Below are 21,091 nucleotides of genomic sequence, written 5' to 3'. Positions count from 1 at the left end.
TGGAGACCCTTCAAAGCAATATCAAAATTCCCAGAAGGATATGAAGTAAGCTATTGTGATGGAATTAACGGCGCATACAAAGGCAGTATTAACTCAAAGGAACCTCTCACAGTATTCTTCCGTAAAGAAGGCTGGATTGATATTGGTGGGAATCGTTGGGCACCAGAGAAACATTTTGACATTGTAGATATTCGATAAAAGGTTAAGGTCCACTCGTATGAGTGGCACAGATTAGGAACTTAATATATCGGATGTAGAATTAGTAAAGAAACAATTGATTAAGTTAATATAGACATTGCATCCACAAAAAATAATGAAATTAAAAAGTGGAAGGTGCTAAAAAAGTATCGTAGTAATACAATGAAGTTTCAAAAATATTAAAGAGATTATACAAACTCTTACTCCAGTGAAAAACACACAAGTAGAAATAGAAAAGCAGTTACTAAAATGAGACAGCCAAATGAAGGATTTAACAAATCTTTAGAAAAAATAAAGAAAAAAGATAGTGAAATCAAAAATAAATTAAACACATCAGAAGAGAATGTTAACGGTATAAATAGAAGATCCCTAAAGCACAATTAAAAACTGAAGAATTAACAAAAATAACAACTGAAAAGAAAATACAAACGGAGCAGCTATAAGCTGCTCTATTTTTGTTTTTTAGGGGGAGAGAACAAGATGACAAATCCTATCCAAAATAAACATCCAGAAGACAATCAATTACAGAGCCAAATTATCAATCAAATCATTCCAATCTTAGAGAAGTTAGTTATGCAATTCATTCAAAATCCAGCCTCGAATGAGGATGCGATTCCAGGTAATGACAATAAATTCATGGAAATTGATGATGTTGTAGATAATTTAGTGAATGCTGGGATTATTACCGCTAGCAATTTTAATGTTAACGTGGAGCTATTTAGAGGTAGTCCAATTACGGTTTCCATTGTCAAATCTGGGGATCCAGCAGTAGAAGTTCCTGTAGAAGTTGATGCTGGGAATTCTATCGAGGAACATATAGATGAAGCAGATAAAAAGGAAGGAACTAAATAATGAAACGGAAAGCCGAGCATATATAATGTAGGCTTTTTTATTTTAAATCAAATAAGAAATGGGAAAGAGGTGGCAATATGGATGATATACAAGAGATGAAAGGTGATGTTCAGGAAATAAGGCAAGATATTAAGGACATACGATTAGAGATTAGAAGTTTAGAAATGCGGACAACAGGTAATGAAAAAGATATTATTAATATCAATAAGCAATTAGATAAGATTAGTGCTAATACAACATGGATCTTACGCCTTATTATTGGTGGTCTAATTGGAGCAGCTCTGACTTTCCTCTTGAAAGGTGGCGGTATGTAATGATTGAAATTACGGCCATAATTGGAGTTGTTGTAGGATTATCACAAATTGCAAAAACAAATGGATTGCAAACAAAATATATTCCGATATTTAATTTGACGCTTGGCATTATACTGGGTGTTTTATTTTTGTCTCAAGATATCAAAATGAATATATTTCAAGGAATGATTATCGGATTGTCAGCAAGTGGATTGTTTGACCATACGAAAATTATGAAAAAGGATGACAATAGGAAATGAAAAAGAAATAGAAGCATATCTTACCCATAGTTGTTGCTATGATTTTAGTAATATCAATTGGAACAAACACATTTGCTGATAGAATTCTACTTATTCCTGATATAACTTACCAACCTTACCGTTATGTTGGTGCTTATGATGGAGTTATGGCACATTCTACAGCTACCCTGAGGCAACAGCAATTAATATTCAAAAATATGAGTCTTGTACATGGCGTTCAGCGTTTGTTCACTATGCAGTTGATGGGATGAAAAGATTCAAATTGCATCCCCATTACGAGAAGAGTGAAGCTGCTAGTTCAAATAGCTTGTTGGTATTATTTTCGATATTTTAAAAAATATACAGGAAAAGCAGATAAGTTAAGAACCTACCTGTTTCTGCTGTAACAAAAGAAAGAAGGATTAGCGGTGGAGACGGCGGATTGAAAATAGTATGTAGTATTATTTAAAAATATTCAAGGGGTGAAGAAACATGGAATGTTTGATAAATGGTATCTATGAAATTAATCAGCTAATTAGTAAAACAAAAGAGAAAAACAATGAGTAAATATAACAATAAGAAAGTTAAACTAGACGGTCATGTGTTTGATAGCAAAGCAGAAGCCGATTATTACTCCAGATTAAAAATTCACCAAGCTGCAGGTGAAATAACAGTTACAAGCTCTTGAAGAAGATTACAGCACGTTATTAAATGAATTCACTGCAATTACTACAGAAAAGGATCATGAACTAGAGCATGACCTTCGAAAAATGCATATCAATGTACGTGCTGTAGAAGAAACGGCTGCGAAAGAAAGTGAACATCGTTTGGAGTTACAAGGTAGATCACAAGCGTTTGGTATGGCGCTTAAGGCAGTCTTGTAGGTGGATGATATGAAACTGAAAAGAGAAGAACGAAAAGAGCTCACATACCAAATTGGCGATATTATCGAACAGAAATGTAGACGTTGTAATTATAATCGCACATCAAACGAATGTTTCAGTATCAATGAATGTAAGGCGTGGCCGACTGGTGAAGAATTACGCTAGTTGGGTAGATATTTTGATACACAACCTAAAAAGAATGGTGGACCTAGACGGGGAGCACCGAGCGGTTTAACACCTGAGGTTGTGAGGAATTTAGATATAAAAGGTATACGGGATAAAGATATTGGTATTATGTATGACCTTAGTCCCTCGTATGTCGGGAAAAAGAAAAAACAATGGAAACAAGCGGGTATTTGGAAAGGTCCCACTGATATGAGAGAAATCAAAATAAGTGGAGCGAATGCCTGAAGTAGTTGTTGTGAAAGCCATGTCGTATGATGAGTTTGTAAAAAGCATAAGAAGCTAGAATACAAGTTTGTATGGAGAAAGCATAGAGCTGTTTTGGAATCGATAAAAAGTACTACGGGCTTAGATGTAGAGGATTTAATTCAAAGTGGTATGTGATTTGAATGATGAAAAGTCCTAGCTTAAAGTGCTAGGACTTATGGAAGTAAAGTTATTACAATTGTCGATTCCATAATAATGACTGTTAGGAACTTTCATAGTATAACTAATTATTTATTATAAGTATATATAAATTTTTGAAAATTCTATAAAATATTTAATTTAATAAAAAAAGCAGTCAGCTTGCGCTAGGCTGCTTTGCTCCTTAATGGCGTTCTCGTTATGTAATTTAGATGAAAATACTACTTACTAGGAATAAAGCTCCTAGCAAAATTCGAGAATCAACTAAAATCAAGAACTGGTTTTTTTGTGGTTTTCGAAATTCCTTTATCAAGCTAAAAACTGCACTCATTACGAAACATATATATAACAAAATCATAATTGTTCCTGTTATAATTAACAATCCTAATATATTGATAATTTAATTATATAACGAAAAGTATATACATGTAAGTTTTTAACAAAATCATTATTTGAATTAAGAAGGGCACCGTTAGGGCGTATGGCGCTCTTTGACCAAGAACTATATTGTATATTTGTTATAGTCCGTATAAGTATATGGAAATTGAAAATAAGCCGTGAATTAAATTTTAATAAAATCGTTATTTGGTTACAGCGTATATAAACAAGGAAGAGCCTGATATGGCTCTCAGGCTCTTCCCTCAATAGCAAAGAGTAAGTCTTTTAATTACTCTTTGTTCATATAGTAAAGGATTGTTAACGAAAATCCAAGGCTCTTTATATTGAGAAATAAAGAAGAATTATTATAAAGAACCTCATCTTTTTTCGTAAATAAAAGAGCAGCAAGCAAAAGCTAACTGCTCAATACAAGGAGATACAAAGAAAACTACTTCAAATGAGTTATGGCATACAGCCTATATACAGTATTGACGGGAAATTTATTTTAAATCCAATTTACTTAAAGTAAATATCCCTACAGAAATAATGGCTGCGCCTACTGCAGAACCTATCCAGTCTCTCAAGCTTAAGGTATTTAAAGGTGTATCTGTTAGATCCATAATTAAAAAGATAGCAAAAATTAATATACCGAATGCCAAGCCTCCCCAAAATGTTTGTAACGATTTAATAATCTTTTTTCGGAATTTGTTCATATAAATCATCCTTACTAATACTTCGTATTTTTATAAATAAATTATTGCATGTGTAAAAATTGAAAGTACGAAATATGCAATATTGCATATTAGAACTCAAAAAAATAATCCATTCATAAGTAAATAAATTGAACGGAGGGGAACCGTATCGTATGAATCAAAAGGAAATTAGTATTATGTATAATCGTAGCTTTACTTATGTTGGAAAGCTTAAAAAGAAGTGGGAAAGTGAGGAGAAATGGAAAATAAGAAAAACTAAAATGGCCAATAGAATGATTGAAGAATTAGACCACTTTTTTTGTTCTGGTGTTCCAGGACCAATTGCTAACTTTTTCCTAGTTTTAGAGTTTAATTGCCAAATCATGCCCAATATGTAAACGATGATAAAAGGCCAAACATTTGGATAGCCGTTATATTTTTTTAAAAAGTAAAAACATTGCTAAACCGGAAATTATTAGCCAAATCCCATTAATCTTTTGTCTAGGGTATTTGTAGGTTTGTGTTTCCATGTTGTATTCTCCTCCTACGAACAGCCATTAAATATGTTTTTTTCAGAACCTCTATGTAGTCAAGCGAAATACCTAGAACATCATAACAAATATAGCTGACTGTGTTTGTGAAATTTTGTCTGATACTTTAGAAAAGTAGTATTGCAGAGAAAAACAGTATTTTTAATAGAGGAACACAATGATTTTTGAAAGGTTATTAAACAGAACTTATTAAGAAAATGTAGGAATTAATAAAACTTAACAAAATAGTTATTTCATTGTAAGTAAAAAGAGCACACATATAAGCATGCTCTTCGATAAGAAAGGTAGATCTCTATGAGCGGAGAGACTACATATAATATCGTATGTTGGTTTCATTTTAATGTGAAGAAAAAATCAACAAAATGTCAACGGAAAATCAACAAAAACGCTATTTTAAATAAAAGAACAGCTAGTGAAATCTAACTGCTCAGTTCTTTGAAAAATAAGAATTAGAATTTGTTTTATTAATGTTTTACATCAATCAACTAAATTGCTTTATAGAGGTTAATAAACTTTTATGAATACGCAATAATGTTTGAACATCATCTTCTTGAAGCTGCTGTAATGCTAGGGACATCGCTTTGTAGGAAGTAGAGTTTTCAATGGATTCTTTCGATGCCTCTTGTCCTTTGGGTGTTACTTTTAATTTTATTTCTCTACGATCTTCATCTGATTGTTTTCGTTCGATGAACTCTAGATTAACTAATTCATCTACATTTACACTCACTGTACTTTTAGGAACTGAAAGACGTTCTGAAATCTCTTTAAGAGTGATATTAGGAATTGCATAAATTGTATTTAAAATACCCATTTGTTGTACTGTTAATCCTAAACTCGAGGCGTTTTGATGTGTGAACTTTATAATTTCTTTGTTAATTGTTACAAATGACTGGACAACTTCTCCCGCTTGTTTGAAACTATGATTTTTTAAGTTCATTATATTCAGTTCCTTTCTTTCTTTTTTAGTTTAGACTAACACAAAATAGTTCATTGTTGAACTATCTATCTTTAAACTAATTCGGAAAAGAAAAAAATATATATTATTAATAGAAAACTTAATAAAAATTTCATTTTGTATAAAAGGGGAATGGATATGTGTTCTTATTGGGAAGACGCAGTTACAGATTTATTTAAGAAGCAAGAGCAGGAACGAAATAAAAGAGCAGCTAGAAAAAGCTAGCTGCTCGGCTGGTTCTCCAAAAAGGGGAAAGGTTAGAGACTGTAGTAAATGAGTTATGGTCATCGCCTAAGCGATATTTTAGCTAACCTAAAAAGAGCACCTTTAAAAAGTGCTCTTTAAGGGAAAAGTAAGATATTAAAAAGAAAATTAGAGTTTTATGCTTCGAGATAATATATGATCATTTCATCAAAATGTGACGATGAATCACAAAAGAACAGTTAACAAATGTTAACTGCTCGTTCTAAAGGTGACAATCTAGATGCATAAATGTAGTATGGCCAAGAGTAGGGATAGCCATTCAAGTAAGTAGATTGAACGGCGGGAAATCGTATCGTATGAATCAATTTTCATTTTTTGAAGACGGAAATGCATGGGATGCTTTTTTCTTTGTTATATAGCAATTATACATTAAGCGTGAATCTGAACAAAATGGGTATTTGAATAGATAATCTTCCTTAAAATAACCTTAATTAAAACATTAATTTTCTAGATATCCTAAATCAAGTTTATTTACCGTTACGTTCATAGGAATCCTGAGTAGTTCAATGGAAATGGTGATGTGAATGAATACAATAATAAGCAGTCAAGGCCGGACATAGATGATGCATGGCATGAAAATGTGTTTAAAAATGAATATCCAAAGCAATATTAAGATTTTGAAGGTTGGAACAAATAAAAGTAGCAAATCAGCTGCTTTTTTATTTAATAAAAAAGCATTTTAAACATTTCTTATAGAATCGAATACTTATGTAAATATGGGAAACAGATTTGATTCTTGGAATGAGGGTATCGATGTGGATATAACACATATTATGGCGAGAATAGTGGTGAATGGGAAAAATCTTCCGTTTACTTCAGTTAGAACCTCTACGTGGATTAATGGACCTGCGAACGATTTAATTGTTACGACTAAGCAAAGAGTGAATGAACTTTATCGGTTTATGTGGTCACGGGTGCCAGTTATTCTAACAATGTATTTCCTTCAGGGTGCTGACGTAATGAGATTTGCTAGGGTTGCTGGAGTTGATGAAAGTGTAACGGGAGAATATATATATCATTTTATTTGGTGATAAGAAAAACTTTAAGTAGCCTAGCAGCTGCTTTTTTATTTTGAACAGAAAAAAAGAACATGCAGTGGCTCCTTTTCATAATGCTATCTTGTACTTATTAATTTTTCGCTTAACATCCATAAAAGCTAGTAGTGCTGCAGTAGCGCAAACACCTTTAAACCAAAGAAATTCAGAAGAAAATAGTCCGCCAAAGAAAGCAACCCAGTGTACAAAACAAGTAATACCAAATAACCAAAGCATGATTTTTAATTCTTTTGAGGAATACTTATAGTTTTTGAATCTTTCCCACATATGTATCAACTCCTATTGTTATGAGGTTCTGTAGTTTTTCTTTTTAAAATCGCGCATGTTGAGGATAAAGAATAAAAGGAAGATAAAAGCTGCGATGCCATTAATTCAGTAGTATGTGCGCCCTGTTGTGAATCCGTTATAGAAGGAATAGACATTCCAAATTATAAGAAGTACTGAACAGATAGTAGAGATTATTAATGAACTAAAACTTCTCATGATTTTCACCTCGATTCAAAATGTTAGAACTTATTTATAATTTTACATTTAAATAAATAGATTTACAAGAAGAGGAATGAAAAAGAACCCGATGGAGTTCGGGTCCTTTCGTGAGTGATGATGTATTTTCGGTTTGGGAACTGAGAAAATACAAAAATATAATACATCGAGATTTAGAGAATTTCAATACTAAATTAGGGATTATCGCGAGGTGGTGAATATGGCTAGGCAACAAAGCTTAAATTGTAAGGTGGATAATTTGTTACTATATTTAAATTTTTACAAAAAATAACCATTTTCTTCAGATTTCAAGAAGGTTTTACAAAAAAATACATAGAAATATAAATATATGATAATGAAATGAGTCGAATTTTCATCATGACTGATATCTATAATATGTTCATTTCAATTAACATGAAATACATATAGAGGAGAGCGATTATGAAAAGGAAAATTGGTACAGCGGTCGTAGGTTTATCTGTTTTAGGATTTGGAATTTTTGGTTTTACTCATGGAAATGGTGGAGGAGTTGTTCAAGCGGCTTCAGTTGGGGATCATGGAGGAGCGCCTGCATATGCGCATGGAAATCATGGAGGAGCACCATCTTATACTCATGGAGAGGGATGGTCTCCGAGTTATGCACATGGACATACAGGAGGAGCACCGTCCTATACTCATAGGCATACAGGAGCACCAGTTTATGGATATGGAGACTATCCAGCACCTTCTTTTAATGGAGGAGACACTCCGGCGCCTAAGTTAGAAGCTGATGGGGATCATGGAGGAGCGCCAACTTATACTCATGGACATTTCCCTGCGCCGAAATCAGAATCACATGGGAATACAGGAGCACCAGCTAATACAGAGCCTGGTGGGGGAATTTAACTAATACTAATATAAAAGTTGTAAGTTTATATATAAGAAAAAAGACTTTGTAGTTTACAAGGTCTTTTTTCTTTGTAAAAAAGCTATTCAAAGAGGAAAATAACCGAATTTCTTCCTAGTTGTATAGAAGGTGGTGGGTGATATGACGTGAAGCAAAAACACGAGTTAGCTCAAGAAGGTACATGCAAGGTATGAAGTACAAGGAACTGGCTGAGAAATACGAGATTAGTATTAATATACTGTTAAGTCTTGGAGAAAAAGGCATGATTGGAATCGAAAAGGGGTGCACCTAGATGCGTAAAGATGAAAGAATGAATCGTTTGGCAGTAACATTACAAACTGATCAATCTATTCTAGGGTTTGTTACAGGGAGGGTACGATGGGAAGAAGAAAGTTCTTAAAATTAAAAAAATCCCAAAAGATAAAGCTGAAAAAATTAAAAAAGGTGATAAATTTGTTACATCTAGTCTAAGTGAAAAGATAATATCTGGTCTTGAAGTAGCAGAAGTGGTGGACTAAGAGTCAGATGAATATGGTCTTACTCAAATCATTTATTAGGGTAAAAAATAATTTATAAGTGCTAACAATTTTGCAAACGAACTTACTAACAATTATGTAGAATAGACAAAAATAATCGCTAATATGTCGTTTTTGAAAATAGCTGTAATTAATTAAATCACACTTATACGAAATGCTCATAATATTATTTGTGATATCAATCATAATGTCTAGAATTGTGTAGTATTCAATTGAGAAATCATCAATTTAAATAGGACGCAAGTAAGTTAATTGGATTAAAATTAAAGCAACAAATCAACGGTAGTAATAATAAAGCTGGATAAAATCAAGTTTTATGTATTAAAAGAGGCAAAACTGCCTCTTTTTTTATTTTTAACAAAATACGGATTTTGTATGGAATTTCCTCCAATGAATTCACCATGAATAGGGTTGTCTCATATCATGTAAGGATTGCTTTATTACGATTATAAAAGGGTGTGAACGTATTGGAAGATGTTTATGCAAAAATTGACAGTTTAAAAGCAGAACAAAAAGAAATTATGCGAGATATTCGTAATTTAGAAACTCGCACAACAATTAATGAGAAGGACATAGCTACAATTAATAAGCAATTAGAAAAGATTAGTCTGAATACAACTTGGATTCTACGAATTATTATTAGCGCAATCACTATGTCGGTTTTGGGTTTAATATTAAAAGGGCTGATTTAAAATTTAAAAATAAAAGTACTTATGGAGAGGGGGACAAGTGTCTCTCTTTATTTTAGCCAAGAGGGTTCCTTTAGAACATGTCATAGGTGATTTGTACGATTGGATGAGAGACATTAGTCATTACTTATCGATGGTAAAGTAGATATATATAATTTGAAAAAGTCCCTCAATAATATTAAAGGTACCTTGCTCACGCAAATGATCTGTAAATCAATTTATTTTTGATATACAGATCATTTGTATGATAATATTTATAAAAAATTGCTAAATCATGAAATTACATAAATGCTTTTAGAAGTTCTTGAATTAATGGTATTGCTCCACCTATAAATTTTAAAACTGCCATTGCGATTTCCATATTATTCTCTCCTCTGTTTTTGTATTAAGATGTGTTGAATCTTTATAACCTTATTATAGTAAGCGCTTACATATATAACAATACATTTTTGTATGCAATATTGCATATTTATACGTTTAGACAAAAATTATATCTCTACTAGTCATTTTTTAATGGTACCATACGGAGGTGAGAGTCTTTAAGGGTTCGCCATAATAGGAGGAAATATGGAAAGAGTACAAGTGATTTACAGTAATCTGAAAATTAAAAGTTGGGCTAAACAGGTATTAGCTGTAGGAGGAGTATTAGGGTTCTGCTACTTGGTGTTATATGTTTTTAGTGTATTAGTTGTTATGTAAATACTATATAACTAAACTAGTAGAGTCTTGCCTTGATAGGTAAGGCTCTTTTGTTATCTGTAATGAGCAAACTACATACAAAACCTTTCAAGTTTATCAGGTACCATATATGGTGCCTTATTTCTCTATATTTTAGAACACTAACTCCTATCATTGAAAGTAAATAAATTTCTATTTAAAAGTACTCATTTATATTAAAAACACAATTTTATTGATAAAAAATGCGTTTTTATTAGATACATCTTAAAAAGACAAGTATAAGTTATATTACGTTTTGGTGAAATTTTTTTATCTTTGAAAAGGATTTAAATCTTACAAATAGTTTTGATCCCTTTCTGTATACCATAATTCCTATATTATCATATGAATATAATATACTGAAAATGATTTAAAAGCAAGAATATTAGTAGTGGTCCGCCACATGTCCATCAACTTAATGTATGTGAAGTCTTTATTTCATAACAAGAGAAAAAGAGCACCTTGTATAAGTGCCCTTTAGAAAATAGCATAAGATAATTACTACATACTTAATCAACTGTAATATTTATCGCAAGAGTTGCTTTCACTATTACAGCAAATACAGAATGTTTTTTCAACGAATATACTAACACCACCATTTTCGTTAGTTGCATTTGTGAAAATAAGACTTTTAAAATCTTCTACTTGAAATATTCTAGTATCAAGCGCCTCCAAAGTAACAGTAATTGGTCTAGAAGAATTCCTTGTCACAATGGTTACTGTAACAGGAGGGAGACCGCCAATAACAAAAAATTGAAGTAATGCTTTATTATGGTTGTTAGTGAAATCTTCAAATGCAGTGATTGTTGAGTTAGGGGGAACAAAAATATCTAGTAGTATATTTCCATTTAAATTAATCCCAGTACCAGATATTGTATGTGTTGCAATGGAGCAGGAAGCTTTTTGCTGTGCAGAATTCGATTGTTTTTTATAACATTTTTTATCGTTTTTGTAAAAGTAATCAGCCATCTTTATCTTACTCTCCTTTTCGAGGTATCAATATATTCTATTTATCAAAAAGGAAAAGTGCTTGTACAAAAATATGAAATCCGCTCTATAAAGCTGAATGAAAACGCTGTTTTAAAAGATATTCTTTGAATTTCTATTTATACTAATATAAATAAAAAATGAATAAACTTGATATAACATACAAAAGATTGTTCAAGAAAGAGCAATATCCATAATAACATTTGAAGGTAAGAATTATGATTGGAAATTTAAAACGCCATCCTCATTATGGTCACACTTTAGCTGACCATCCTATGGAGCATCATCGTCATCCATTATCACATCACGGTCCTATTGTACATGTTAAAGGAATCATAAAACAAGTGGAAGAAGATGATACAAACCCTCAAGGGGGTACTTATCAACATATTATAGTTAATCAAATAGAACTTATTGATGCCCATGGATTACCAGAATCATTAACCATCGATACGATAGTATTTTGTGCAATTCGTTATGGGGATAATTTAGGAATACGAAATCGTATCCCAGATTTAGAAGAGGGAGAAGAAATTGAATTACGAGGTGAGTATTTAGATAAAACTACTGCGACTCCAAGCGAAGGGAATCCTGGGTATGTGGTAATACACTTTACTCATCGCCCTGTAGGATTTATTAAGTATCATGGGACAGAGTACAGATAGAGATTTGAATATCAGAAAAAAACAAAACTAATTTCCAATTTTTCGAATGGAATGTATCACATGTAAGTGATACATTCCATGAATTACTTTATTACTAATAAGTATTTTATATTTAAACGTTTTGCATAACTTTACTCGAACTTTATGGGTGGAAGAGTTAAGGAGGAATCATAGATGAAGAAGGAATTGAAATTAGCGTTTTCTGGAGGTGGGTTTAGAGCGACTTTTTATGCATTAGGGGGATATAAACGTTTAGTTGAATGCAAGCTAGATCATTGTGTAAATAGTATTAGTTCTGTTTCAGGTGGCAGCATTACTGCCGCCGCTATTATGCTTGCATTGCATAAAGGTGGATCATTCCGTAATGTAAATGATTTTGAAGAACGCGTAGTGAATCCATTGGTAAAGTTAGGACAAATAGATCTTCGTACCAAGTTACTCACGAATTCGTTTACAAAACAAGCATTATCTTTCAAGTCTATTCGTGAAAAATGCAGCAAAGCCTTTCCTACAATGTTAGATAAATATTTATGTGAAGGGGTAAGAATGAAGGAATTAGAAAATTCCTCTATAAAATGGTACTGTAATACAACTTGTTTAGATACGATGAGGATGTTTTATTTTTCCAATCAAGAAATATATGGAACACTTATTGGAAAATCAAATGATTTTGATGATATTACAGTTTCTTATGCTGTTGCGACCTCAGCTGCTTTTCCAGTTTTATTCGCACCTATATCACTATCATTAGAGGGAAGAAATTTTAGTGATCCAGAAAATAGAATGCAGGGGAATCCTTTGTTGAAATTTGACACACTTTGGTTTTCTGATGGAGGAGTATTTGATAATATCGGGACTGAGCCGATATTAATATCAGATGGTGAGAACAAAAACAGTAGCTCCTCTTCAAATACAAAACATAGAAAGGAGCCTATGAAATTTATTCCTGATCCAGACGCAGGTATTGATGAAATTTACCTTGTTTTAGACGCTTCTGCATCTGAAAAATTTTGGAAAGAAGATGAAATACCTTCACATTTTGAATTAACTAAACGGATTTTAGATACATCTAATAGTCAAATTGTAGTTTTAAGGAGAAGATTATTAAAAACCTTAGATTCCAAAATATACCCAGGATTGCAACTTATTCTTAGTAAACCTATTCAATCTTTATTCGAAAAAAATAATAATCCTTTTTATAATGATAAAACTCCTTTACCTGATTATAAATTACCAAATCGTTCTAAGGATGTTGAAAGTCTGTTAGCTGGTCTTCGCACTGATTTAGACAGCTTTCATGATAGTGAGATTAATACTTTAATGCGTGCGGGCGAAATAAGAATGGATATCGCGTTAAGGTCGTTATTACCTGAGTACATGGAGAATATAAATACCGTGCCTATTCCTGTATTTCCTTCGGAAGATATGGATGATTTAGAAAAAATATTACGCCGAGGTGGAAAACATAGATTTACGGGAGGATTTTTTGAGAATTTACATGATGTAGATAAATTTTAAAATAATGAAAATGTTTTGTGTAATTTTTATTTTGTTTAAAAATACTAATAATATTCATACGCTTGTAGTTTGAAATTATCAAATGGGGAATTTAAAAAAATAAATTAAAATAGTCAAAATGAGAATTAGCTAAATCAAACAATAGATAAAACTGAATATTATGTTGATAAAAGAAAATCATAGTTGTCATGCATGAGTGATAAAGTTAATCAAAAGAAATTAATAAATTTTAGAAGAGGGATTTTAAAGGGATATTATATAGTCCTACTAGAAAACTAGAGGACATCAATTCATTAAAGCAGCAATGAAAGTTGTTTTAGGAATAGGTGTTCTTTTTATTTTGAAAAGAGAGATGGGAAAATGAAGGTACTAAGAGATCAGTTACGTGAGTGAAAAAGCAATCCAAGAAAAGAAAGAAGAAAAAACAAAAAGAAAAATTAAGTACTCGTGAAATTGGGGGGAATGAGGATGCATAGTCCTTATTATGAACGTAGACGCGAAGCGTTAAGACAAAAGTGATTTTAAAATAAAAAGGAGTGCTTTTACATGATTAAACAATTATCTTTCTTACCAAAAATCGATAGAGCAGCAACGCAAGAGAAGTTAGAGGGTGTTCTTATATAAACAGTTAGGAATGATTTGTAAGGAAATGAAAGTCACTCCTCCTTATGAAAGGAGAGAACATGGCCCTATACATAATGTTGGAAAGGCTTTGGAGGATATAGCGATTGCTAATTTGCAACAAAGTGAGCATGAAGAGTGGCTGGAGTTAATGTCATTTTGTATTGATTAGTTTTTAAGCCGCTTAGATCATGGCTGTACTGGTAAGATACAGAGGGAGATTATTAATAAGCGTTATTTAGAAGAATCTGTATGTGATTATATGGTCTATAGCGAAATTGGAATGGCTGAACGTATTTATCATCGTTGGAAGTTCAGAGCAATTTCTAATTTAGCTTTTGCTCTTAAATTAGAAATTAAGAAGTAATTGATTTAAAGCCAAAAAAAGACCACCCTTTTAGGCGGTTTTCTTATTCATATATTTGTACCACAATTATTTTTTTGTATGTGGTTAAAACTAGTTTTTAAGAAGCATATGCTTTAGCAACTGCAGAAATTCTTTATCACTTTTATCATTTTTTATATAATCCTGTTCATAGTTAAAAATCATTCGCACTAACATAAAAGCTGTTAGCGGTAATGGTACCTTATGAAAAGTCCCTTGCTGATAACCTTTTTCAAGCAAATTACTTATCATTTTAATTGCTTCTTCTTCAGATTTTTTAAAACAAGCTATAATTTCAGGTGAATGGTATTCTTTATATTCTTGAAAGAGTGTAGAAACAAATGGGTCTTGATGATATTCTAGGCTGATATATTGAAGGATTTTTTGTATTCGAAGTAAAACATCCTTTTCCTCTTTATATAAATCAAATAATTGTGAGCGTTTAAGTTGAATATGACGCATATAGCAGTCACATAATATTTGAGTTTTATCTGTATAGTAATAATAAATAGTTCCTTTACCAACTTTAGCTTTCTTTGCAATTTCATCAACCGTTGTGTTACGGACACCACGCGTAGAGAACAGTATTGTGGCAGATTGAATGATTTTCATTTTTTTATTTTCTTTTTCTAATTTTATCATCGTCTACACCCTATCCTTGAGATATTTAGCGAAGTTTTCTGTCATTACATTCTCTATCAGTCTATTTGTCATTTATTAACGCCTAATAGAAAGTCCTCTAGTTGCTTCTTATAGAATAACACACATCATTCCTATATCTAGTATATAACCATAATAGAATACGATTTTACATCTTAAGAATAGAAATGAGAGTATGAGATCACAGGTTATTAATTGGATGATGAGAATTCAAGTGAAAGGAGACGGCAATCTCCTCATCGATTGAATAATTTGATTTTTTACTCAATTCATTTTATTATATAAACATGACTAAAAGATGTTTTTAGTCGGATTTTTTTTATGAAAAACCGACTGGTATTTGATTTTAGTCGGTTTCTATACTATTTGAGAGAAGGTAGACACTATGTGTGGAATTGCAGGGTGGATAGACTGGTCTAAAGACTTGTCTAATGAACAAGAAACGTTAAAAAAAATGACAGATGCTATCATTCACCGAGGACCTGATGCAGAGGGGCATTGGTTTTCAAAACGAGCGGCATTAGGTCATCGACGTCTCATCGTTATTGATCCTGAAGGTGGCCTTCAACCTATGCTGTATAAAGATGGAAATGATACGATTGGTCTTACGTTCAATGGAGAAATTTATAACTATCAAGAATTACGTAAAGAACTTGAGGAGAAAGGTCATGAATTTCAGACAAAGTCTGATACAGAGGTATTACTACATGCCTATTTAGAATGGCAAGAAGATTGTGTTCAACACTTAAATGGGATTTTTGCTTTTGGTATTTGGGATGAAAGATTTGGGAAATTGATGCTTGGTCGTGATCATCTAGGTGTGAAGCCTTTGTTTTTCGCTCAAAGAGGAAGTGCAATTTTCTTTGGTTCAGAGTTAAAAGTTTTACTTTCGCACCCACTTGTAGATGCAGAAGTAGATAAAGAAGGACTTTCTGAGATATTTTGTCTTGGACCAACACGTACCCCAGGTCATGCGATTTTCAAGGATATACACGAAGTGCGTGCTGGCCATTATATGACGTTTACCTCTAATGGCTCGAATACGACACAGTATTGGAAACTTGAAAGTAAAAACCATATAGATGATATTGATATGACAGTGGAGACAATCCGCTCCATTTTACAAGATACGGTTAAACGTCAGTTAATTGCTGATAGACCAGTGGTATCTATGCTTTCCGGAGGGTTAGATTCAAGTGGTCTAACAGGTTTAGCAAGAAACGAATTTGGGAATAAAGGGGAACACCTTCATACATATTCCCTGAATTTCATCAATGATGAAAAAGACTTTGAGCAAGACTTCCTTCGTTTTGATCGTGATGAACCTTGGGTGAAACGTGTGGCTGAATATGTAGGAACAAAGCATCACTCTATAGAGTTGGGATCAGATAGTTTAATAGAGCATTTATTAATTCCAATGCGAGCGCGTGATCTACCTGGAGTTGGAGAACTAGAAACATCACTTTATTTGCTATTTAAGGAAATGAAAAAAGACGCAACAGTTGCACTTTCAGGCGAATCCGCAGATGAAGTATTCTCAGGGTATCCATGGTTCCATCAAGAGAAGTTTCTAGATGCAGAGATATTCCCTTGGAGTGTTAATTTATGGTATAGTACAGAAATTTTATCAGAGGATTTTAAAGCGAAGATTAGCCCTGAAAAATATCAAAAACAAAAATTTGAAGATGCAGTTGCTGAGGTTCCCTTTTTAGAAGGTGAAAGTAATCTGCAAATGAAGCAACGTCAAATGTCTTACATGTTTATTACACGTTTCTTGCCATTTATGCTAGAACGAAAAGATCGCACAAGTATGATGAATGGCTTTGAAGTACGAGTTCCATTTTGCGATTACCGGCTTGTAGAATACCTATGGAATGTCCCATTCGAAATGAAAAGCATAGACAATATTGAAAAAGGTATTTTACGTAGAGCTTTTGAAAATGTACTTCCAGAGGATGTACTTTATCGCAAAAAAAGTGCATATCCAAGCACAAAGGATGCTTCATATCTACAAGGTATTAGCGATTGGATGCTACATGTGTTGAACAATCCTGAATCACCTATTTTGCCATTAATTAATGTAGAAAGAGTTCGTGCCATTGCAGAAGGAAAAGACGAAGTAATTTCAGGTAATGATGCACGAGGTATAATAGATTATTTACTTCAAGTTAACAGTTGGCTTCAGGAATATAATATTAAATTAGTATGGTAGATGTAATTTTCAAATAAAGAGAATAGCTGAAACATCAATGACCTAAGTGAACCGCACCTCCAATGTATTAGATAGTTATCTAATAATTGGAGATGCGGTTTTATTATTTTGATTTGCAATAACGCTAATCAGTTAGTAAATTAGAATTGAATAAGGGACATGGAAAGAACTAGGGGGAATAATATGAATTGGAGGTCCCACGTAAAGGAGAATACGATGAACCTTTTAATTAGAGAATTAGAAGTAGATGATTTAGACAATTTACCGGAGATTGATGATAGTTTTATAGTAGACTCTCGGTTAATTCTTTCTCTTTCAAAAGTAAATAAGCAAATAGAATATACAGTAGAAGACGTTCCAAGTTATGAGAAAAGTTATTTACAAGATCAATATAATGATGAATTAGCATACACTGAATATATAAATAAGCCTGATCAAGTAATTTACATAGCAATTTTACATGATCAAATTATAGGAGTAATGCTATTGAAAAAGAATTGGAATCACTATGCTTACATAGATGATATAAAGGTGGATAAAAAATATCGTTCACTTGGAGTTGGTAGGAGGTTAATTGAGCAAGCAACGCAGTGGGCAAAAGAAAGCAATATGCCAGGTATAATGCTTGAAACACAAAATAATAATGTAGCAGCATGTAGGTTCTATGAAAAATGTGGGTTTGTAATAGGTGGGTTGGATTTTTTAGTATATAAAGGGATACATGAAGAAAGCGATGAAGTTGCAATGTATTGGTATTTGCATTTCAAATGAAAGTAAACCAAAACTCGAATATATAAATTCCTCGCTGTTACATTCGTGACAAGCAAATAACTAAAAGAAAAAGGGGGTTTCTTTCCGAGGGTAGGGGGCATCTTTGATCTTGCTACCGATAATCAAATGATATGTGAATTAGATTTGAATAAAATCAATAGGTAAGTATTTACGGTTGCCTTTCTATTTTTTTAGAATTGTTTTAGTGAATCAAAATTCTATTTTTGTATATATCTTTTGTACTAGTAGATATAAGTCTTAAAGTATGTACAATTACACCATTTGGCTAGTGGGTAAATTTTACGAACTGATATATACTAGTATTGTGTCTTGCCTTTTAGGTACAGTACACAGCCGGTGATTGGCTAGTGGATGTTCTTCCATTTTGCCAGTGCCGGTTTTTTATTGGATAATAGAGAAAATGAAGTTTTTATAAAGAAAGAAGGGGTTGTTTTGAAAGATGTAAATTCTATCTTTATGAGAGAAAAGATTGCTAGTTCTTATCTTTATTTTATTTCTTTTCTTGGTTTGGTTACTATAACTATATCTTTACTTGAAATTAAAATCCCTTCTCATCCAACAATACTAATATTATTGTTACTATTTATGGGGATTGCAGAGTATTTTCCTGTAAGATTTTGGAGAGGAACTAGCTCGCTTACCTTTCCAATAATTTACGCTATGAGTTGGCAGTTTGGAATCCATATAACTATTGTTGCTATTGTACTCGTTACGCTAATTATTCATCTGCATCGCCGTTCACCGATACAAAGAATGTTATTTAATTGTACTCAGCATGCACTTAGTTTGATCTTGGCCGAATGGCTCTCAAACAAATGTATGTCCTTATTAATTAATAAAATAGATATGTCGGTTCTGTATGGAAATTTAATATCTTTATTATTATTTTGTGTATTTTTTTGTTTTTTCAACAATCGCTTTTACGATTTGTTAATGATACTTCTTCCGCAGCCATATTCAATTTATCAGTGGTATAAAAAAACTGTAACGGTATTTCTTTGCGAAACTTTTGGTTTCTCTTATGCGGCACTGATGCACGTATTAATTAGTACATATAGTGTGGAAGTAAACGAGATTACAGTATTGTTTTTCTTTTTTCCACTTGTAGCAACTTCAGTGATAAGTTCTTTTTCTGTACGGATAAGGATGGAAAAGGAACGATTATATGAGTTATTTCTTATTACGACCGAAATTAGTCGAGGATTAACCGGAGGAAACTTGAAACATATTAAACAAGCACTTAAAGGTTTTTTTGGCATACAAGCATATGTAATATGGACAAAAGATGATGGGAACTGGAATATTCTGTTAAAAGATGGGAAAGTCCACTCCTATATATCTGATGATTCAGAAAAGTTTAGGGCGTTTGAAGGAATCTCTAAAAATCATGTATTTAATGATTGGAAAGTTGGTACGGCTCCTGGAGATGAAATATTTGATAGTGTTATACGCTCACTTGTATATTTTCCTCTTATAGTAAATGATGAATTAGTCGGAATGTTTGTTGCAGGGAAAAGTAGAAATGCGGGTTTCTTTCCAGAAGATGTACAGTCGTTAGCTACATTTTCTAACCAATTAACTAACGTAGTTAAAACAAGGTTATTGATTTCTGAACAGGAAAAAAGAATGATCTTAGAAGAAAGGAATAGAATTGCCCGTGAAATTCACGATGGTATTGCGCAAACATTAGCTGGGGTGATATTCCAACTAGAATCCGCGCAGAAAAAATACCGTGATAAACCAATTGATATGCAGCAAGTAGTAGAGAAAAGCATAAAAGATTTAAGAGGAAGCCTAGGAGAAGTTCGCTATTCTATTTATGCTTTAAAACCATATCCGACACAACAATTAGGACTTAAGCAGGCGATAGCAAGTAAAATCAAATCTTTAAAACAAGAATATGAACTAGACATTACCTATCATGAAAGAGGTCATGCACGTGCGCTTAGCTTTTCAAAAGAAAGAGTGATATTTGATACATTACAAGAGAGTTTGCAAAACATTGTAAAACATGCACAAGCAAAAAAGGCTGATGTTTTACTCAGTTATCAAAGTGAGCACGTGCTTTTAAGGGTTAAGGATAATGGAGTTGGCTTTTCACTGTTTGAGTCTATGGTTAAAACGAAGAATGAGCCACATTATGGTATATTACATATGAATGAACAAGCTGAACAATTAGGGGCTACTTTACAGATTGATAGTTCTGTAGGGAAAGGGACAGAAATTACACTGGTAATTCCAGATTCACAAACAAGGGGTGCGTAAAATGATTAAAATATTAGTAGTAGATGATCATGCTTTTTTACGGGATGCAATTCGGAGCATACTAGAGGATGAATCTGATATGAAAGTGGTTGGAGAAGCTAGCTCTGGGGATGAAGTATTGGGAAAAGTAGAAGAATGTGGACCAGATTGTATTTTGATGGATATTAACCTTCCAGGGAAAAATGGGATTGAAGCTACCGAGTTAGTGAAAAAAAAATATCCAAATTGCCGAGTACTTGTGTTTACAATGTATGAGCATGATGAGTATTTAATGGATGCACTCCAGGCCGGTGCTGATGGTTATTTATTAAAGGATTCCTCATCAGAGCAGGTAGTAGCAGCAATTCGAATGTTATATCGAGGCGATTCCGTTATTCATCCGCGTATGACTAAAAAATTAATTACATATCATCAGCAAAAAATGAAAGTAGAATCAAATGAAAATGAACTGACGGAACGTGAAAAGGAAATTCTCTTTGAACTAGTAAAAGGACTTAGTAATAAAGAGATTGCTGAAGTTTTATATATTAGTGAGAAAACAGTTAAAATTCACATCAATAAAATTTTTAAAAAGCTAAATGTGAAAAGTCGTTCGCAAGCAGTGATTTATGCAGTCCGAAATCAATTGGTTCCGCTAGATTAAATAAGAAATCTTTCAAAGAACTATCGTGTTGCTTTATTCTGTATCACAAAGAATAAAGGACAAGATAGTTCTTTTGTACTATG

The 21,091-nt window shown here is 32.6% G+C and carries 21 protein-coding genes and 9 pseudogenes; 22 read left to right on the top strand and 8 right to left on the bottom strand.

From position 1 onward, the window contains the following. The 9 genes and pseudogenes from CER22_RS24845 to CER22_RS24810 form a co-directional block, all read left to right on the top strand. Positions 1 to 198 (top strand): annotated as a pseudogene (locus CER22_RS24845) (N-acetylmuramoyl-L-alanine amidase); the annotation flags it as partial. Between the two features lie 249 nt (positions 199 to 447). Continuing rightward, a complete protein-coding gene (locus CER22_RS33785) occupies positions 448 to 582 on the top strand; it encodes a hypothetical protein (protein WP_256943733.1) in 135 nt (44 codons plus the stop codon). Positions 583 to 678: 96 nt separating this feature from the next. Next, positions 679 to 1,050, top strand: coding sequence for a hypothetical protein (locus CER22_RS24840; RefSeq protein WP_088609837.1), 372 nt, complete (start codon positions 679 to 681; stop codon positions 1,048 to 1,050). Positions 1,051 to 1,127: 77 nt separating this feature from the next. Beyond that, a complete protein-coding gene (locus CER22_RS24835; protein WP_046955422.1) occupies positions 1,128 to 1,364 on the top strand; it encodes a hemolysin XhlA family protein in 237 nt (78 codons plus the stop codon). Continuing rightward, positions 1,364 to 1,603 carry a holin gene (locus CER22_RS24830; protein ID WP_088609836.1) on the top strand — a complete coding sequence of 80 codons (240 nt, stop codon included), beginning with the start codon at positions 1,364 to 1,366 and terminating at the stop codon, positions 1,601 to 1,603. Before CER22_RS24835 ends, CER22_RS24830 begins: the two co-directional genes overlap by 1 nt. A 38-nt stretch (positions 1,604 to 1,641) precedes the next feature. After that, positions 1,642 to 1,873 (top strand): annotated as a pseudogene (locus CER22_RS33780) (N-acetylmuramoyl-L-alanine amidase); the annotation flags it as partial. A 268-nt stretch (positions 1,874 to 2,141) separates the two neighbouring features. Then, positions 2,142 to 2,270, top strand: coding sequence for a DUF1064 domain-containing protein (locus CER22_RS24820; protein WP_088609835.1), 129 nt, complete (start codon positions 2,142 to 2,144; stop codon positions 2,268 to 2,270). Beyond that, a pseudogene (locus CER22_RS34225) lies at positions 2,254 to 2,701 on the top strand (hypothetical protein); the annotation flags it as partial. The gene CER22_RS24820 and the pseudogene CER22_RS34225, both read left to right, overlap by 17 nt. After that, a complete protein-coding gene (locus CER22_RS24810) occupies positions 2,632 to 2,877 on the top strand; it encodes a hypothetical protein (RefSeq protein WP_088609834.1) in 246 nt (81 codons plus the stop codon). The pseudogene CER22_RS34225 and the gene CER22_RS24810, both read left to right, overlap by 70 nt. A gap of 1,055 nt (positions 2,878 to 3,932) precedes the next feature. On the opposite strand, the gene CER22_RS24800 is transcribed toward CER22_RS24810, so the two are convergent. The 3 genes and pseudogenes from CER22_RS24800 to CER22_RS24790 form a co-directional block, all read right to left on the bottom strand. After that, on the bottom strand, positions 3,933 to 4,145 hold the full coding sequence (locus CER22_RS24800; RefSeq protein WP_048559838.1) for a hypothetical protein: 213 nt from the start codon (positions 4,143 to 4,145) through the stop codon (positions 3,933 to 3,935). A 235-nt stretch (positions 4,146 to 4,380) separates the two neighbouring features. Continuing rightward, positions 4,381 to 4,654, bottom strand: a pseudogene (locus tag CER22_RS33775) (DUF6609 family protein); the annotation flags it as partial. 502 nt (positions 4,655 to 5,156) lie between these two features. Next, the gene (locus CER22_RS24790; RefSeq protein ID WP_088609833.1) at positions 5,157 to 5,612 is read right to left on the bottom strand and encodes a MarR family winged helix-turn-helix transcriptional regulator; all 456 of its coding nucleotides are present in this window, start codon (positions 5,610 to 5,612) and stop codon (positions 5,157 to 5,159) included. Between the two features lie 998 nt (positions 5,613 to 6,610). Here CER22_RS24790 and CER22_RS24780 point away from each other — a divergent pair. After that, complete coding sequence (locus CER22_RS24780) at positions 6,611 to 6,925, top strand: hypothetical protein (protein WP_088609831.1); 315 nt, start codon at positions 6,611 to 6,613, stop codon at positions 6,923 to 6,925. A gap of 75 nt (positions 6,926 to 7,000) precedes the next feature. Here CER22_RS24780 and CER22_RS24775 read toward each other — a convergent pair whose 3' ends face one another. Continuing rightward, positions 7,001 to 7,216 (bottom strand): hypothetical protein, encoded by a 216-nt coding sequence (locus tag CER22_RS24775; protein WP_088609830.1) that lies wholly within the window; start codon positions 7,214 to 7,216, stop codon positions 7,001 to 7,003. An 18-nt stretch (positions 7,217 to 7,234) separates the two neighbouring features. Beyond that, positions 7,235 to 7,432 (bottom strand): annotated as a pseudogene (locus tag CER22_RS33770) (hypothetical protein). Positions 7,433 to 7,873: 441 nt separating this feature from the next. Here CER22_RS33770 and CER22_RS24765 point away from each other — a divergent pair. The 4 genes and pseudogenes from CER22_RS24765 (at position 7,874) to CER22_RS24760 (ending at position 9,546) form a co-directional block, all read left to right on the top strand. Beyond that, the gene (locus CER22_RS24765) at positions 7,874 to 8,317 is read left to right on the top strand and encodes a hypothetical protein (protein ID WP_088609829.1); all 444 of its coding nucleotides are present in this window, start codon (positions 7,874 to 7,876) and stop codon (positions 8,315 to 8,317) included. 147 nt (positions 8,318 to 8,464) lie between these two features. Then, a pseudogene (locus tag CER22_RS34140) lies at positions 8,465 to 8,606 on the top strand (helix-turn-helix domain-containing protein); the annotation flags it as partial. 13 nt (positions 8,607 to 8,619) lie between these two features. Further along, a pseudogene (locus tag CER22_RS32675) lies at positions 8,620 to 8,833 on the top strand (rod shape-determining protein MreC); the annotation flags it as partial. Between the two features lie 488 nt (positions 8,834 to 9,321). After that, a complete protein-coding gene (locus CER22_RS24760) occupies positions 9,322 to 9,546 on the top strand; it encodes a hypothetical protein (protein WP_088609828.1) in 225 nt (74 codons plus the stop codon). Positions 9,547 to 9,823: 277 nt separating this feature from the next. Here the strand turns inward: CER22_RS24760 and CER22_RS33540 are convergent. Continuing rightward, positions 9,824 to 10,010: pseudogene (locus tag CER22_RS33540) on the bottom strand (hypothetical protein). Positions 10,011 to 10,110: 100 nt separating this feature from the next. Here CER22_RS33540 and CER22_RS33765 point away from each other — a divergent pair. Beyond that, the gene (locus CER22_RS33765) at positions 10,111 to 10,242 is read left to right on the top strand and encodes a hypothetical protein (RefSeq protein ID WP_256943731.1); all 132 of its coding nucleotides are present in this window, start codon (positions 10,111 to 10,113) and stop codon (positions 10,240 to 10,242) included. 531 nt (positions 10,243 to 10,773) lie between these two features. Here the strand turns inward: CER22_RS33765 and CER22_RS24750 are convergent. Beyond that, complete coding sequence (locus CER22_RS24750) at positions 10,774 to 11,229, bottom strand: exosporium protein D (protein WP_088609827.1); 456 nt, start codon at positions 11,227 to 11,229, stop codon at positions 10,774 to 10,776. Positions 11,230 to 11,465: 236 nt separating this feature from the next. Between CER22_RS24750 and CER22_RS24745 the strand changes: the two genes are divergently transcribed. From CER22_RS24745 to CER22_RS33760, 3 genes and pseudogenes are all read left to right on the top strand, one after another. Beyond that, positions 11,466 to 11,912, top strand: coding sequence for a hypothetical protein (locus CER22_RS24745; RefSeq protein ID WP_088609826.1), 447 nt, complete (start codon positions 11,466 to 11,468; stop codon positions 11,910 to 11,912). Between the two features lie 174 nt (positions 11,913 to 12,086). Next, positions 12,087 to 13,430 (top strand): patatin-like phospholipase family protein, encoded by a 1,344-nt coding sequence (locus CER22_RS24740; RefSeq protein WP_088062873.1) that lies wholly within the window; start codon positions 12,087 to 12,089, stop codon positions 13,428 to 13,430. 546 nt (positions 13,431 to 13,976) lie between these two features. Continuing rightward, positions 13,977 to 14,418 (top strand): annotated as a pseudogene (locus CER22_RS33760) (ArpU family phage packaging/lysis transcriptional regulator). Positions 14,419 to 14,508: 90 nt separating this feature from the next. On the opposite strand, the gene CER22_RS24730 reads toward CER22_RS33760, so the two are convergent. Continuing rightward, the gene (locus CER22_RS24730; RefSeq protein ID WP_088609825.1) at positions 14,509 to 15,078 is read right to left on the bottom strand and encodes a TetR/AcrR family transcriptional regulator; all 570 of its coding nucleotides are present in this window, start codon (positions 15,076 to 15,078) and stop codon (positions 14,509 to 14,511) included. Positions 15,079 to 15,481: 403 nt separating this feature from the next. Here CER22_RS24730 and asnB point away from each other — a divergent pair, with 403 nt between their 5' ends. From asnB to CER22_RS24710, 4 genes are all read left to right on the top strand, one after another. Further along, positions 15,482 to 17,308, top strand: a complete 1,827-nt coding sequence (gene asnB, locus CER22_RS24725; protein ID WP_088609824.1) for an asparagine synthase (glutamine-hydrolyzing) — start codon at positions 15,482 to 15,484, stop codon at positions 17,306 to 17,308. Between the two features lie 216 nt (positions 17,309 to 17,524). Then, positions 17,525 to 18,079 (top strand): streptothricin N-acetyltransferase SatA, encoded by a 555-nt coding sequence (satA, locus tag CER22_RS24720; protein WP_088609840.1) that lies wholly within the window; start codon positions 17,525 to 17,527, stop codon positions 18,077 to 18,079. 453 nt (positions 18,080 to 18,532) lie between these two features. Further along, a complete protein-coding gene (locus CER22_RS24715; RefSeq protein WP_088609839.1) occupies positions 18,533 to 20,365 on the top strand; it encodes a GAF domain-containing sensor histidine kinase in 1,833 nt (610 codons plus the stop codon). Position 20,366: 1 nt separating this feature from the next. Then, positions 20,367 to 21,008: a response regulator gene (locus CER22_RS24710; protein WP_088609823.1), complete on the top strand. Its 642-nt coding sequence runs from the start codon at positions 20,367 to 20,369 to the stop codon at positions 21,006 to 21,008. Positions 21,009 to 21,091 lie beyond the last annotated feature (83 nt).

Origin of the sequence: Bacillus sp. K2I17 (assembly GCF_002209985.1) — a bacterium.
GTDB lineage: Bacteria > Bacillota > Bacilli > Bacillales > Bacillaceae_G > Bacillus_A > Bacillus_A wiedmannii.
Note: the sequence above shows the minus strand (reverse complement) of the source record. Positions and strands in the feature narration are given on the sequence as shown.

What these genes read in the sequence shown, in the direction of transcription:
- CER22_RS24745 (WP_088609826.1), top strand. Translation starts at nt 11,466, where the DNA reads ATGATTGGAAATTTAAAACGCCATCCTCATTATGGTCACACTTTAGCT.
- CER22_RS24710 (WP_088609823.1), top strand. Translation starts at nt 20,367, where the DNA reads ATGATTAAAATATTAGTAGTAGATGATCATGCTTTTTTACGGGATGCA.
- CER22_RS24750 (WP_088609827.1), bottom strand. Translation starts at nt 11,229, where the DNA reads ATGGCTGATTACTTTTACAAAAACGATAAAAAATGTTATAAAAAACAA.
- CER22_RS24835 (WP_046955422.1), top strand. Translation starts at nt 1,128, where the DNA reads ATGGATGATATACAAGAGATGAAAGGTGATGTTCAGGAAATAAGGCAA.
- CER22_RS24800 (WP_048559838.1), bottom strand. Translation starts at nt 4,145, where the DNA reads ATGAACAAATTCCGAAAAAAGATTATTAAATCGTTACAAACATTTTGG.
- CER22_RS24775 (WP_088609830.1), bottom strand. Translation starts at nt 7,216, where the DNA reads ATGTGGGAAAGATTCAAAAACTATAAGTATTCCTCAAAAGAATTAAAA.
- asnB (WP_088609824.1), top strand. Translation starts at nt 15,482, where the DNA reads ATGTGTGGAATTGCAGGGTGGATAGACTGGTCTAAAGACTTGTCTAAT.
- CER22_RS24830 (WP_088609836.1), top strand. Translation starts at nt 1,364, where the DNA reads ATGATTGAAATTACGGCCATAATTGGAGTTGTTGTAGGATTATCACAA.
- satA (WP_088609840.1), top strand. Translation starts at nt 17,525, where the DNA reads ATGAACCTTTTAATTAGAGAATTAGAAGTAGATGATTTAGACAATTTA.
- CER22_RS24740 (WP_088062873.1), top strand. Translation starts at nt 12,087, where the DNA reads ATGAAGAAGGAATTGAAATTAGCGTTTTCTGGAGGTGGGTTTAGAGCG.
- CER22_RS24840 (WP_088609837.1), top strand. Translation starts at nt 679, where the DNA reads ATGACAAATCCTATCCAAAATAAACATCCAGAAGACAATCAATTACAG.
- CER22_RS33765 (WP_256943731.1), top strand. Translation starts at nt 10,111, where the DNA reads ATGGAAAGAGTACAAGTGATTTACAGTAATCTGAAAATTAAAAGTTGG.
- CER22_RS24730 (WP_088609825.1), bottom strand. Translation starts at nt 15,078, where the DNA reads ATGATAAAATTAGAAAAAGAAAATAAAAAAATGAAAATCATTCAATCT.
- CER22_RS24780 (WP_088609831.1), top strand. Translation starts at nt 6,611, where the DNA reads ATGGGAAACAGATTTGATTCTTGGAATGAGGGTATCGATGTGGATATA.
- CER22_RS24820 (WP_088609835.1), top strand. Translation starts at nt 2,142, where the DNA reads ATGAGTAAATATAACAATAAGAAAGTTAAACTAGACGGTCATGTGTTT.
- CER22_RS24765 (WP_088609829.1), top strand. Translation starts at nt 7,874, where the DNA reads ATGAAAAGGAAAATTGGTACAGCGGTCGTAGGTTTATCTGTTTTAGGA.
- CER22_RS33785 (WP_256943733.1), top strand. Translation starts at nt 448, where the DNA reads ATGAGACAGCCAAATGAAGGATTTAACAAATCTTTAGAAAAAATAAAG.
- CER22_RS24790 (WP_088609833.1), bottom strand. Translation starts at nt 5,612, where the DNA reads ATGAACTTAAAAAATCATAGTTTCAAACAAGCGGGAGAAGTTGTCCAG.